Origin of the sequence: Sphaerisporangium aureirubrum, assembly GCF_042658925.1 — a bacterium.
GTDB lineage: Bacteria > Actinomycetota > Actinomycetes > Streptosporangiales > Streptosporangiaceae > Sphaerisporangium > Sphaerisporangium aureirubrum.
The window spans coordinates 20,926-33,260 of record NZ_JBHSRF010000066.1 but is presented as its reverse complement, the minus strand read 5'-3'; the positions used below and the strand labels follow the sequence as shown (position 1 = coordinate 33,260).

The window sequence follows — 12,335 nt, the reverse complement described above, 5'->3', positions numbered from 1 at the left end:
GGGCTCATCGGTCGAAAGTACGCCTGATCGAGGGCCGATCGGCGGGGGCCGGTCAGCTCCCGACGCGGTTGGTCTCGTAGGCCCACATGGCGATCTCGACGCGGTTGCGGGCGCCGAGCTTGGCCATCAGGCTGGCGACGTGGGTCTTGACGGTGCTGAGCGAGATGTGCAGCTCGTCGGCGATCTCGCTGTTGGTGCGGCCCCGGGCCACGGTGACCAGGATCTCCTCCTCGCGGTGGGTGAGCGCCTCGATGGGCCGGACCGGGGGTGAGGCGGGGCCGGTGCGGGCGAACTTCCCGAGCAGGCGCGCGGTGACGCTGGGCGCGATGAGCGCGTCGCCGTCGGCGGCGGCGTGCACGGCCTGGGAGAGCAGGGCCGCGCCGGCGTTCTTGAGCAGGAAGCCTCTCGCGCCGGCCCTGAGGGCGCTGTAGACGTACTCGTCCAGGTCGAACGTGGTGATGACCACGACGGCGAGGGGGTTGTCCACGCCCGGCCCGGCGAGGGCGCGGGTGGCGGCGATGCCGTCCAGGCCGGGCATGCGGATGTCGAACAGGCACACGTCGGGGCGCAGGCGCCGGGCGAGCTCGACGGCGCGGCGGCCGTCGGCGGCCTGGCCGATCACCTCGATGCCGGGCTGAGCGTCGAGGATCATCGCCAGGCCGGTGCGGACGATCTCCTGGTCGTCGGCGACGAGCACCGTGACGCTCATGTCGCCGCCCCGGCCCGCGGCAGCACGGCGGTGACCGTCCAGCCCCGCTCGGGGTCCGGCCCGGCGACGCAGGTGCCGCCGAGCAGGGTGGCGCGCTCGCGCATGCCGATGAGGCCGTAGCCGGGGGGCGCGGCCGGGCCGCCGGCGCCGTCGTCGCTGACCCGCAGGCGCACCGTGGTGTCGTCGGCGGTGACGCGGACCTCGATGCGGGTGGCGTGCCTGGCGTGCCGCCGGGCGTTGGTCACCGACTCCTGGGCCAGCCGGAAGACCGCCGCCGTGATCGACGGCGGGAGGTCGTCGAGGTCGCCGGACGTCTCCACCTCGACGGACGGCCCCGAGCGGAACCGACCGGCCAGCCGCCGCAGGTCCTCGACGCTGCGGCCGGGGACCAGCTCCGCGGGCTGGTCGCGGCGCAGGACGCGGACCATGGCGCGCATCTCGTCCAGGGCTCGCGCGGCCTCGGCCTCGATCACGCGCAGCGCGTCGGTGGCGGCGTCCGGCCGTGACTCGGAGGTGGCGAGGCCCGCCTGCGCGCGGATCGCCATCGCCGAGACGTGATGGGCGACGGTGTCGTGCAGGTCCCGGGCCAGCTGTTCGCGTTCCAGCAGCTTGACCTGGTCGAGCTCGCGCATCCTCGCCCGGGAGCGGTAGCGGAACGCCACCCCGAGGGCGATGGCGGAGAACATGACGGCGATCGCGGGGAGCACGTCGGCGGGGGCGATGCGGTCGGAGACGAACGACAGGGTGACCGCGGTGAGCATGACGCCCATCCCGATCACGGCCTCGCGCCCTGCTCCCCACCGGAACAACGCGTACACGACCAGCAGCAGGAATCCCTGGGTGTTGGTCTCCACCGGCACGCCGCCGGTCAGCAGCGGGACCAGGCTCGTGGTGCCGAAGACGACGAGGACGACCGTCAGGGGATGGGTCCTGCGCCACAACAGCGTGGGCACCAGGGCGACGGTGACGGCCACCGCCAGGACCCGTAACGGGAGATCGGGCCGCAGGAACCCTTCCACCACGGCGAGCGGCGCGAACAGCGCCACGAGGGCCCAGTCCCGCCACACCCGCCGGGGCGGGTCGGGGGGACGGGGCTCATCCCACACCGAGCGAACGAGGCCGCGCACGCAATCATCGTACGGAAGGCGGCGGCGCCGCGGACCGGACGTGAGGCGCCTGTTTTCACCGGGGGTCAGGAGGCGGGCAGGCGGGAGGTGGCGTCGGGGGCGGTGTCGGCGATCAGGTGGCCGAGCAGGGCGATGGACTCGGCTGCCGGGCTGCCGGGGGCGGCGTGGAACAACATCAGGATCTGGCCGTCGCTGCCGGCTACGGCCAGCTTCTCGAAGTTCAGCTCCATGGGGCCGACCTGGGGGTGGCGCAGGCGCAGGACGCCGCTGGTGCGGGGGCGGATGTCGTGGCGGGCCCACAGGCGGCGGAACTCCTCGCTGCGCACCGCCAGCTCGCCGACCAGCTCGGCCAGGTAGGAGTCGCGGATCTCCGGGCCCGTCAGGGCGCGCACCGACGCCACCAGGCTGCGTGCGCACTTCTCCCAGTCGTCCTCGTACAGCGCCCGCACCCCCGGGTCGAGGAAGGTGGCGTGCAGGACGTTGAACCCGCAGGTGACGCCGTACAGGGCGGCGGCCAGGGGGTTGGCCACCAGCACGTCCTTGTAGCGCCCCACGACCATGGCCGGGATGTCGAGCCGGGACATCACCAGTTCCCGCAGCCCGCACGGCACCCGCTCGGGCTGGCGCCGGACCGCCCGCCGCCGCACCGGCCGGGCCAGCCGCCGCAGTTCGGCCAGCCCTTCCTCGTCCAGGCCCAGCACCCGCGCCAGCGCGTCCACGACCTGCGCCGACGGATGCCGGTCCCGTCCCTGCTCCAGCCGCAGGTAGTACTCCGCGGAGATCCCCGCCAGCTGCGCGACCTCGTCCCGCCGCAGCCCCGGCACCCGCCGGCGCCCCCCCGTTCCCAATCCGGCCTCCTCGGGCCTCACAAGGTCACGCCGGGAGCGCAGGAACACCCCCAGCTCATTGCTCTCACTCATGCCCTCAGGCTAGGCGCGCTCCCCCCAACCAGCCTGGTCCTGCCACAACCCCCCGGAACCGCCCAGACCGCCCCCCAGCTACCAGGGGGGCGGCGTTTTGGGCCTCCTCACCACCCGGGAACGGCCCAGAAGGCGGGTGGGGCCCGCCACCCGGGCGCGGCCGGCGGAGGGCGTGTGCCGGAGCATCACCGGCCGGGACTTCGTCAGCCTCGTCTCCGGGGGAGCGGGGGTGGCGCGCCTCACATCGCCCCCCATGTGGCCGACGGTCTGTGCGTCCCACGTTCGGGAGGAACAGGGGTGACGTGCATCACAACGCCACCTGCGTGGCGGTGCATGTCCATGTCGCGACACCGATCAAGTAACCGTTGTCGGCAGGGCGGCGACCGTCATCCGGTCACGTGGAGGACCCACGTGACCGGACGCTCGGCTCCGCTCACCGCCCGGGTGCGGCGAAGCGGACGATGTACGGCTGGGCGCCGGAGAGGCGGATCCGCTGCACGTGCTCGGGCACGAAGCCGTGGCCGATTCCGGTGGCGATGTCACCGCCGCCCGGGAGCAGCAGCACGGCCGTCCCGCCGGGTGCGAGCACGCGGCGCAGTTCCCGCCACCACGCCGAGGGATCCCCGGCCAGCGTTCCGCCCGCCCCGACCTGCGCGCCCCACGGCGGGTTGCACAACACCCGGTCGGCCACCCCGCCGGGGACGGGCAGCCGCCCCGCGTCCGCCTGCTCGACGCTGATGGGCACGGCGGATCGCACGCCCCCGCCGGGCCATCCCACAGGGGGCGGCGATCCGTCCCCGATGAGCAGGCGATCGGTGTCCGCGGCGGGCGCCCCGGCGGCGTTCCGCCGGGCGGCACGGACCGCGGCGGGCGAGAGGTCGAAGCCGTACAGGTGAGACCCCGGCTGCTGCAGGTACGCCTCGATCAGGAGGGTCCCGGCGCCGCAGCAGGGATCGAGGACGGTGTCGCCGGCCTGGACGCCGGCCAGGCGGGCCATCGCGGCGGCCACCGGCGGGTGCAGGCTCCCAGGCAGGGTGATCCCCTTGTAGGCGCGCCGATGCAGCGGACGCTCCCCGACCCGCAACATGAGGCTTGCCCGCACGCCGTCCATGGCCAGCCGCCATCCCCCGCCGGTGGCCGCGGGCACGGCTCCCGAGCGCCGGGAGTGGTACCCGACCCCCAGCCGCCGCGCCAGAACCGGCCCGACGGCATCCTCCACGTCGTACCGGTTGAACCTCCGCCTGCCGAGGAACGACGCCGACACCTCGACTCCGGTGAGTGCCCCGCCCCCCGTGTACCGCTCCCGCAGCCGCACCACGCCCAAGGCGTCCACCGCCGCCGCGAGCTCCGCCAGCGCCCCCAGCCCCTCCCTGCCCGGGCCGATGTCAGGACACGCCCCGGCCAGCAGGAACACGTCATCCGCCGTACTGGCGGCTCTCCATCCGCTGGCTCCCGCCCGGAAATGCACCTCGCGATGCCCAAGACGAGTGACGGTCACCCCGTCGCTCTGCAGGATCTCGGCCGCGACCACCGTCTCCAGCCCGCGCACACACCGCGCCACCAGGCGCGCCGCCGTCACAGAACGGCAGCCGCGCCAGGACGCAGGGCAACAAGAAACCACGCGCGAATGCGCATAAATCGTTCTTCTCCCACGTCGGCCCCGGGAACGGCACCCCACCGCCCCGCATCACCGGCAACGGGACAGACCACGTCTCACCGGCGGGGACCTAACCGAGCGGAAAGAAGAACTGCATGATCACCACCCTAACGCCCCCACCCTCACCCCCTCAACCGAAATCCCCGCCCCCCAACCAAGCCCCGGCCGCACCCCCACGGTCGCCCAGCCGGGATCAGTCGTTGCGGTCAGGGGGTGGAAGCGGTCGCGCGGTGGGTGGTGACGGCGTGGTGGGTGTCGGCGGTGATCAGGGCGGAGTTGATGGCGGCGGCGGCGCGGACGCCGGACCAGGCGGCGCCGATGACCTGTTCGAGGGGGTCGGCCAGGTTTCCGGCGACCCAGACGCCGGGGACGGTGGTGGCGCCGGTGGGGTCGGCGGGGATGTGGGTACCGATCACGTGGTCGCCCAGGAGGCGGTCGGCGGGGGTCAGGCCGAGGGTGGTGAGGACGTCGGCGCGGGCGGTGAGGCGGGTGGCCACCACCAGGGCCTGGCGGGGGATCGTGCGGCCGTCGTCCAGGCGGACGCCGGTGAGCCGGTCGCCGGTCACCTCGACGGCGGCCACCCGGCTCTCCACGACGGGGATGCCGCGCGCGGCCAGTTGCTCGCGCTCGTCCGGGCCGGGCTCTGGGGCGGTGTGGGTGAAGTAGGTGACGTCGGCGCTCCATTGCCGCCACAGCAAGGCCTGGTGCACCGACATCGGGCCGGTGCCCACCACGCCGATCGCCTGGTCGCGGACCTCCCACCCGTGGCAGTACGGGCAGTGCAGCACGTCCCGCCCCCACCGCTCGGCCAGGCCGGATATGCCGGGCAACTCGTCCACCAGCCCGGTCGCCACCAACAGCCGCCGCGCCACGACGGTGCGCGCGCCGTCCGAGGTGGGCTTTCCGTTCGACACGGCGGCGCCGTCCAAGAGGGCCGCACCGTCGTCCGGTGCGGTCCGGGCTTCGCGGACGGCGTCGTTCCCCGCTGTGGTTCCGGTCGGCGGCGCGCCCCGGTCGTCCACCGTGGCGATCTTCTCCAGCGTGACGTCGAAGTCTCCGTCGGGGCGGCGGCGGATCGCGCCGGCGGTGGCTGTCACGATCTCGCCGCCGTAGCCGGTCACCTCGGCACGGCCGATGGCCAGCAGTTCGCCGGGTGGGGTGCCCTCGCGGGTCAGGTAGGTGTGGACGTGGGTCGCCGGGGCGTTGCGGGGGTGGCCGGCGTCGATCACGAGGACCGACCGGCGGGCCCGGGACAGCGTGAGCGCGCCGCTCAGGCCGGCGGCACCGCCGCCGATCACCACGACGTCGTACCGTTGTCGACCGGGACGGGGTCCTGTCTGTTCTTCTGTCTTCGTCATGAGTGGATGCTCGGCCCGTACCGCCCTCTTTGACAAACTGTCTTGCCGTATCGGCAAGAGGGTGGCTCAGGAGCGGCCGGCGGCGGCGAACATGACGACGACGCCCAGGGAGGCGAGCAGGAGGTTGGCGAACAGTTCGTAGCCGGTGACGAAGTCCAGGCGCGGGATGATCTGGCGGTTGAAGAAGTTGAGGATCGGCCCGAAGAACGGCTGGACGGCCAGGTGGTCGATGGCTCCGCTGACGCCCTGCACGGTCATGATGAAACCGATGGTCGCGATGGCTTTGCGCATGCCGGGAAGCCTAGGAACCCCGCGCTACCCGGCGAATCGGCCATAAGGCCCTCGTGCCCGGCCGATCGTCGCGGGCTCCGGACGTGCGGAGCGACCAAAGTAGCGGGCCGGGGTGACTTCGGTATCGGCCTGGGCCGCCGGGGTCCGGGAGCGGGCCGGGGCGCCGTAGGCTCCCGGGCAGGATGGAGACTCAGACCCCCGCGCCGCGGCGGCGCCTTCGCAATGGCCTGGTGGACACCGCCCTGTTTCTGCTGGCGGTGTCGTTCGGGGTGGTCGCGGCCGCCATGCGCTGGGACGCGGAGGCGCTTCCGGTGCCCAAGTGGCTGTTCAACCTCGACCAGCTCAGCGGCGCTCTGGGCTGCGCGGCGTTGTGGCTGCGCCGCCGCCACCCCGTGGGGCTGGCGGTCACGCTGGTGGCGGTGTCGACGTTCTCCGAGCTGGTCGCGGGCGCGATGCTGGTGGCGCTGTTCACCGTGGCGGTGCATCGGCCGCCGCGGATCACCTGGGCGGTGTACGGGCTGAGCCTGCTGGCGGCGCTGTCCTACTCGCTGCTGCGGCCGGAGCCCGGCGCGTCGTGGGTGCTGCTGATGATGATGGGGGTGGTGGCGCAGAGCGCGGCGGTCGGGTGGGGCCTGTTCGTGCACCACCGGCGCCGCCTGATGGAGTCGCTGCGCGAGCGCGCGGTGCGCGCCGAGACCGAGGCGCGGCTGCGCGCCGAGCAGGCCCAGCACCACGCGCGCGAAGAGATCGCCCGCGAGATCCACGACGTCCTCGGCCACCGCCTGTCGCTGCTCAGCGTGCACGCCGGGGCACTGGAGTACCGTCCCGGCGCGCCCCCGGAGGACCTGGCACGAGCGGCCAAGGTGATCCGTGAGAGCGCGCACCAGGCACTACAGGATCTACGCGAGGTGATCGGCGTCCTGCGCGCCCCCGTGGGTGAGCTTCCCCAGCCCACCCTGGACGACGTACGCCACCTGGTGGCCGAGTCGGGCCTGGCCGGGATGCGCGTGCACCTGTGCGAGCACACCGAGGGCACCGTCCCCGGCGCCCTGGGCCGCACCGCCTACCGGATCGTCCAGGAAGCCCTCACCAACGTCCGTAAACACGCCCCCGGCGCCGAGGTCACCGTCCGCCTGTCGGGTTCCCCCACCGGGGGACTGACCGTGGAGATCCACAACACCCCGCCCGCGCCAGGGGCCGGCCCACCGGGAACCCCGGACACGCCCGGCGGCACGTCCGTGACGGCGAGCATGCCCGTGGTGAACTCCCCGGCTGCAGCCGGGACGCAGAGGCTCTACCTGCCGGGAACGGCGGGCCGGACGGCGCCGGCGTCGGTGATGGCCGCGCCGGAGGGCTCCGGGGGGCAGGGGCTGATCGGGCTGGGGGAGCGGGTGGAGCTGGTGGGAGGGCGGCTGGAGCACGGGGCGACGGGGGCAGGTGGATGGCGGGTGGCGGCTTGGTTACCCTGGCCGTCGTGAGGCCATCGCAGGACGTCGTCGGCGCGCCGGAAACGTGGACGGTCGATGTGCTGATCGTGGACGACGATCCGCTGGTGCGGGCGGGGCTGGCGATGATGCTGGGCGGGGCGCCCGACATCCGGGTGGTGGGCGAGGCCGGTGACGGCACCGAGGTGCGGCCGCTGGTGGATCGGCACGCTCCCGACGTGGTGCTGATGGACATCCGGATGCCGGCGATGGACGGCCTGGCCGCCACCGAGGCCCTGCGGGCCCGGGAGGGGGCGCCGGAGGTCATCATGCTGACCACCTTCGACGCCGACGCCCATGTGCTGCGGGCGCTTCGGGCGGGGGCGGCGGGGTTCCTGCTCAAGGACACCCCGCCCGCCGAGATCGTCGCCGCCGTACGCCAGGTGGCGCGGGGCCGCCCCGTGCTGTCCCCCTCGGTGACGCGGCGCCTGATCGCCCGGGTCGCCGAGTCCGGCCAGGACCGCCGCCGCGCCGAGGCGGCGGGACGCCTGGCGCTGCTCAACGACCGCGAGCGGCAGGTCGCGGTGGCGGTCGGCCAGGGCCGGTCCAACGCCGAGATCGGTGCGGTGCTCCACCTGAGCCTGCCCACCGTCAAGACCCACGTGTCGGGCGTCCTCGCCAAACTCGGCTTCAACAACCGCGTCCAGATCGCCCTGCTCGTCCACGACGCCGGCCTGCTGGACGACCACCCCGACACCGGCTGACGCCGTACCGGGACCGTGGCGGCCTTCCGGGCATGGTCCCGTCCGGCGCGTTCGCCGGGGGTCAGGGGGAGTCGGTGGTGTGGTCCTCGTCGACGATGTCGGCGGCGGAGATGACGATCCTGGGGTCGGGGGTGCCGACCACCTGCTTGTCCTTGTCCTCGTAGTCGAACAGGCTGAGGACGTGGCGCATGGCTTCCAGGCGGGCGCGTTTCTTGTCGTTGCTCTTGATGACCGTCCAGGGGGCGGAGTCGGTGTCGGTGTGGAGGAACATCTCCTCCTTGGCCTGGGTGTAGTCGTCCCATTTGTCGAGGGAGGCGATGTCCATGGGGGAGAGCTTCCACTGCCGTACCGGGTCGACCTGGCGGATGACGAAACGGGTGCGCTGCTCGGCCCGCGACACCGAGAACCATAGTTTGACCAGGCTGATCCCGGACTGGACGATCATGCGCTCGAACTGCGGGGTCTGCTGGATGAACTCCGCGTACTGCTGGGGGGAGCAGAAGCCCATCACCCGTTCCACCCCGGCGCGGTTGTACCAGGAGCGGTCGAACAGCGCGATCTCCCCGGCGCCGGGCAGGTGGGCGATGTACCGCTGGAAGTACCACTGGCCCTGCTCGCGCTCGCTGGGCTTCTCCAGGGCGATGACGCTGGCGCCGCGCGGGTTGAGGTGCTCCATGAAGCGCTTGATGGTGCCGCCCTTGCCGGCGGCGTCCCGGCCCTCGAAAAGGATCACCAGCCGCCCGCCGGTCGACTTCAACCAGTACTGCAGTTTCAGCAGCTCGATCTGCAGCAGCCGCTTGTCGCGGTCGTAGTGGGCGCGGGAGACGCGCGTGTCGTAGGGGTAGTGCTGGCGCCAGGTGTCGACGGGCGTGCCGTCGGACCGCACCAGTGTCGGGTCGTCGTCATCGTCGTCCTCCACCCACAGGCCGGGCATGGTGCGCAGCAGCTCGCTGCGCTGGGCGGCGGCCTGCGGGCCGACGATCGGCGAATCCGGCCCGTTCACCGGGGCGCCTTCACGGCCTGGGCGGCGGACACCGTCATGGGGTTCATACCTCCCCATCTGACACCACAGCGCGCGCTTAATCCCACCGGGGTGCCTCCGTTGGGGAATTCACCCGGCGTCCACCGCTGAGCCACCTTCCCCCCTAACCGGCCCCTAGGGCGCCGCGGGCGGGTGCCGCCGGGCGGGCCGCGGCGGCGACCCTGCCAGAGAGTCCCCCCACCCCGAAGGAGATCACGATGAAGAGGATAGTCGCGTCGTTCTTCCTGTCGCTGGACGGCGTCATGGAGGCACCGGAGAAGTGGCACTTCCCGTACTTCAACGACGAGATGGGCCAGGCGGTGGAGGAGCAGCTGTTCGCCGCGGACACCATGCTGATGGGACGGCGCACCTATGAGGAGTTCTCCGGGGCGTTCGCCGGCAAGACCGCCGAACAGGACCCGATCGCGGGGCGGATCAACGCCACCCCCAAGTACGTGGTGTCCACCACCATGACCGGCGCCGACTGGGAGAACAGCACGCTGATCGGCGGCGACGTCGTGGAGGAGGTCACCCGGCTCAAGCAGGGCGGCGGCGGCGCCATCGCGATGAGCGGCAGCGCCACGCTGGTGCGGACCCTGCTGTCGGCCGGGCTGGTCGACGAGCTGCGGCTGCTGGTGCACCCGATCGTGGTGGGCGCCGGGGCCCGCCTGTTCGACGAGTCGGCGCAGATCCCGCTGCGCCTGGTGGAGTCGCGGACGTTCGCCACCGGCGTGCTGCACCTGACCTACGCCCCCGAGGCCTGAGCGGCGCTCATCGCCAGCCGTCGTCCTCGACCCCGCCGGGCACCGGGGCGGCCGGGTCGTAGGGCGCGCGGGTGAACACGAAGGTGTTGAGGTCCAGGTGGCTGACCGTGCCGTCGGGGCGCCGCACCACGCGCAGGGTCTCCCCGGCGTAGTAGCCCTCCAGCCCGACCCAGGTGCCGTCCTCGCGGGCGGCGAACCGGGAGGCGCGGCCGTGCACGCCAGCGGGGGTGATGGTCAGGTCGCGTCCCGAGCGCAGCCGCAGCACGTACGGCGCGGGTCCCCAGTACCAGGGGCCGGTCAGCTCCAGCAGGCCGGTGTCGCATTGGGCGGGCCGCCAGGCGCGGGGCACGGCGGGCTCGTGGGCGTCCAGGATGTCCAGCAGGTCGGTGCCGATGGCGGGGCGCAGCCCGGAGGTGGCGTTGGCGAGGATCACCACGCCGGTGCCGTCGGCCGGGTCGGCCCACACCAGCGACAGGAAGCCGGGCATGGAGCCGCCGTGCCCGGCCAGGCGGCGTCCCCGGTGGCGCAGCAGCTGGACGCCGAGGCCGTAGCCGCCGGTCCAGGCGTCGGCGTCGTCCACCGCGGCGGGCTCGCGCATCTCGGCGAGGGTGGCGCGGCTCAGCACGGCCTGGTCGCCGAGGGCCAGGAACGCCGCCCACCGGCCGAGGTCGCCCAGGGTGGACCACAGCTGCCCGGCGGGGGCCATGGCCACCGCGTCGTGCTCGGGTTCGGGCAGCAGCACGTCGGCGTAGGGGTGCACGGCGTACCCGCGGGCGTGCGGCGCGCGGGGCCGCGGGGTGGTGTCGCGCATGCCGAGCGGCTCCAGCACCTCCTGCCGCACCGCCTCGTCCCACGGGACGCCGCGGTGCCGGGCCACCAGCTCGCCGAGCAGGGCGTAGCCGACGTTGGAGTAGTGGTAGCGGCGGCCGGGGCGGTGGCGGGCGGCGGTGGCGTCCAGCGAGGCGGTCAGCGTGTCGGCGTCCACCCCGGCGGTGCGCTCCCACCAGGGGCCGGGCGGCTCGGCGGTCAGCCCGGCGGTGTGCGACAGCAGCTGGGCGATCGTGACCTCGCCGACCGCCGTGCCCGGCAGGTGCTTGTCCAGGGGGTCGTTGAGGTCGACCAGCCCTTCGTCGCGCAGCCGCATCACCGTGGTGGCGACCAGGGTCTTGGTGATGGAGCCGATGCGGTACTGGGTGGCGGGACCGGGCGGGGCGTCCTCCACCTGGCCGCGTGCCCCCGACCAGACGGGCTCGCCGTCCCGGAGCACCGTCGCCAGCAGTGACGGCACGCGCGCCTCGGCCTGCTCGATCGCCAGCCGGCGCAGCAGTGCCCGCGCCGTACCCTCCAGAACCGCCGCCATGGCCGACCTCCCGCTTGCGTGAACCGTGTGCACGGTCCGGGGGAGGATACCGCCCTGACCACCCGGTGAGCCGTGACCCGCGGCCCGGCCGGGCGGGCGCCGCCCGGCGCGGCGGTCACCTCCGCGGGGCCGGGCGGGGGTGCGGCCTCGTGCCGCCGCGGGAGATCGCACGGGTAGATCAGTGAACCCTTCTGGAAAGTTGCCGAGTATTGATCTCGCGTTTCTAATCAACGGAGACGGGATCAACACCGCTTCTATCTCGTGGAAAAGTCCATCGGTCATCGGCGCCTCCAGATCTCGACAGAGGAGAACTCCCCATGTCATCGGACCACCTGACCAGGTCACCGCTAATTTCCACGCTCCTCGCGCCCGGCAGGCTGCGCACGGCCGTCGCCGTTTTGGCCGGCACCCTGCTTCTCCTGCTCTTCACGGCCGCCCCCGCCGGCGCGATGCCGCTGCGTGCCCTCGACTGCCCGGCCCCTTCATGGGTCAAGGTCGCGCAGTCCAACAGCGCCGGATCGGTCAACCACAGCAACTCGGCCGTCTCGCTCAGCCCCGGCGGCACCGTCGAACTCCGCTACAGCCAGCCCTCGACCCGTTATGTAAGCCATTTCGGCGACATACGTCCCAGCACCCGGGCGACTTTCAACTTCTACGAAATCAATTCGGGCACCCTTATCTACTCGCACACCACCTGGCCGTCGCGCAATAACGGCGTCATCCACCAGGAATACGAGGTGTCTCCCATCAACGTTCCCCCCGGCGTGGTGCTCACCATCTGGACCACGTTCAACGACGAATGCGGCGCCGGCCTGATCGATATGCACCTCGGCTACCTCAGCATGATCGCCTGACCCGCGGATCCGGAACGAAACGGCCCAGGACGGCCGGACCATGACCGTCCTGGGCCACGCCCGCGGGCGGGGACCGGCTGCTCTAC

General features: G+C 72.9%; 12 protein-coding genes. 4 read left to right on the top strand and 8 right to left on the bottom strand.

From position 1 onward, the window contains the following. Nucleotides 1–52: 52 nt before the first annotated feature. From ACFP1K_RS31085 to ACFP1K_RS31060, 6 genes are all read right to left on the bottom strand, one after another. Entirely contained in the window at nucleotides 53–709 is a 657-nt protein-coding gene (locus ACFP1K_RS31085; protein ID WP_380759995.1) for a response regulator, read from the bottom strand. After that, entirely contained in the window at nucleotides 706–1,836 is a 1,131-nt protein-coding gene (locus tag ACFP1K_RS31080) for a sensor histidine kinase (protein ID WP_380759993.1), read from the bottom strand. The genes ACFP1K_RS31085 and ACFP1K_RS31080 overlap by 4 nt, the downstream gene beginning before the upstream one ends. A gap of 65 nt (nucleotides 1,837–1,901) precedes the next feature. Then, the gene (locus ACFP1K_RS31075) at nucleotides 1,902–2,756 is read right to left on the bottom strand and encodes a helix-turn-helix transcriptional regulator (RefSeq protein ID WP_380759991.1); all 855 of its coding nucleotides are present in this window, start codon (nucleotides 2,754–2,756) and stop codon (nucleotides 1,902–1,904) included. A gap of 433 nt (nucleotides 2,757–3,189) precedes the next feature. Continuing rightward, nucleotides 3,190–4,335 (bottom strand): TRM11 family SAM-dependent methyltransferase, encoded by a 1,146-nt coding sequence (locus ACFP1K_RS31070; RefSeq protein ID WP_380759989.1) that lies wholly within the window; start codon nucleotides 4,333–4,335, stop codon nucleotides 3,190–3,192. 284 nt (nucleotides 4,336–4,619) lie between these two features. Continuing rightward, nucleotides 4,620–5,771: an NAD(P)/FAD-dependent oxidoreductase gene (locus ACFP1K_RS31065; protein ID WP_380759987.1), complete on the bottom strand. Its 1,152-nt coding sequence runs from the start codon at nucleotides 5,769–5,771 to the stop codon at nucleotides 4,620–4,622. A 66-nt stretch (nucleotides 5,772–5,837) separates the two neighbouring features. Beyond that, complete coding sequence (locus ACFP1K_RS31060) at nucleotides 5,838–6,062, bottom strand: hypothetical protein (RefSeq protein WP_380759986.1); 225 nt, start codon at nucleotides 6,060–6,062, stop codon at nucleotides 5,838–5,840. Between the two features lie 182 nt (nucleotides 6,063–6,244). On the opposite strand from ACFP1K_RS31060, the gene ACFP1K_RS31055 reads away from it, so the two are divergent. Then, the gene (locus ACFP1K_RS31055; protein WP_380759984.1) at nucleotides 6,245–7,540 is read left to right on the top strand and encodes a sensor histidine kinase; all 1,296 of its coding nucleotides are present in this window, start codon (nucleotides 6,245–6,247) and stop codon (nucleotides 7,538–7,540) included. Next, nucleotides 7,504–8,250, top strand: a complete 747-nt coding sequence (locus ACFP1K_RS31050) for a response regulator (protein WP_380759982.1) — start codon at nucleotides 7,504–7,506, stop codon at nucleotides 8,248–8,250. Before ACFP1K_RS31055 ends, ACFP1K_RS31050 begins: the two co-directional genes overlap by 37 nt. Nucleotides 8,251–8,311: 61 nt before the next feature. Here ACFP1K_RS31050 and ppk2 read toward each other — a convergent pair whose 3' ends face one another. Continuing rightward, entirely contained in the window at nucleotides 8,312–9,253 is a 942-nt protein-coding gene (gene ppk2 / locus ACFP1K_RS31045) for a polyphosphate kinase 2 (protein WP_380759979.1), read from the bottom strand. Nucleotides 9,254–9,489: 236 nt separating this feature from the next. Here ppk2 and ACFP1K_RS31040 point away from each other — a divergent pair, with 236 nt between their 5' ends. Further along, the gene (locus ACFP1K_RS31040; protein ID WP_380759977.1) at nucleotides 9,490–10,035 is read left to right on the top strand and encodes a dihydrofolate reductase family protein; all 546 of its coding nucleotides are present in this window, start codon (nucleotides 9,490–9,492) and stop codon (nucleotides 10,033–10,035) included. Nucleotides 10,036–10,042: 7 nt separating this feature from the next. Here the strand turns inward: ACFP1K_RS31040 and ACFP1K_RS31035 are convergent, their stop codons facing one another. Next, nucleotides 10,043–11,395: a serine hydrolase domain-containing protein gene (locus ACFP1K_RS31035; RefSeq protein ID WP_380759975.1), complete on the bottom strand. Its 1,353-nt coding sequence runs from the start codon at nucleotides 11,393–11,395 to the stop codon at nucleotides 10,043–10,045. Nucleotides 11,396–11,712: 317 nt separating this feature from the next. On the opposite strand from ACFP1K_RS31035, the gene ACFP1K_RS31030 reads away from it, so the two are divergent. Next, a complete protein-coding gene (locus ACFP1K_RS31030) occupies nucleotides 11,713–12,249 on the top strand; it encodes a hypothetical protein (protein WP_380759973.1) in 537 nt (178 codons plus the stop codon). Nucleotides 12,250–12,335 lie beyond the last annotated feature (86 nt).

Coding starts and splice junctions, on each gene's coding strand:
- ACFP1K_RS31085 (WP_380759995.1), bottom strand. CDS start 709: ATGAGCGTCACGGTGCTCGTCGCCGACGACCAGGAGATCGTCCGCACC.
- ACFP1K_RS31075 (WP_380759991.1), bottom strand. CDS start 2,756: ATGAGTGAGAGCAATGAGCTGGGGGTGTTCCTGCGCTCCCGGCGTGAC.
- ACFP1K_RS31065 (WP_380759987.1), bottom strand. CDS start 5,771: ATGACGAAGACAGAAGAACAGACAGGACCCCGTCCCGGTCGACAACGG.
- ACFP1K_RS31060 (WP_380759986.1), bottom strand. CDS start 6,062: ATGCGCAAAGCCATCGCGACCATCGGTTTCATCATGACCGTGCAGGGC.
- ACFP1K_RS31055 (WP_380759984.1), top strand. CDS start 6,245: ATGGAGACTCAGACCCCCGCGCCGCGGCGGCGCCTTCGCAATGGCCTG.
- ACFP1K_RS31050 (WP_380759982.1), top strand. CDS start 7,504: ATGGCGGGTGGCGGCTTGGTTACCCTGGCCGTCGTGAGGCCATCGCAG.
- ACFP1K_RS31040 (WP_380759977.1), top strand. CDS start 9,490: ATGAAGAGGATAGTCGCGTCGTTCTTCCTGTCGCTGGACGGCGTCATG.
- ACFP1K_RS31035 (WP_380759975.1), bottom strand. CDS start 11,395: ATGGCGGCGGTTCTGGAGGGTACGGCGCGGGCACTGCTGCGCCGGCTG.
- ACFP1K_RS31030 (WP_380759973.1), top strand. CDS start 11,713: ATGTCATCGGACCACCTGACCAGGTCACCGCTAATTTCCACGCTCCTC.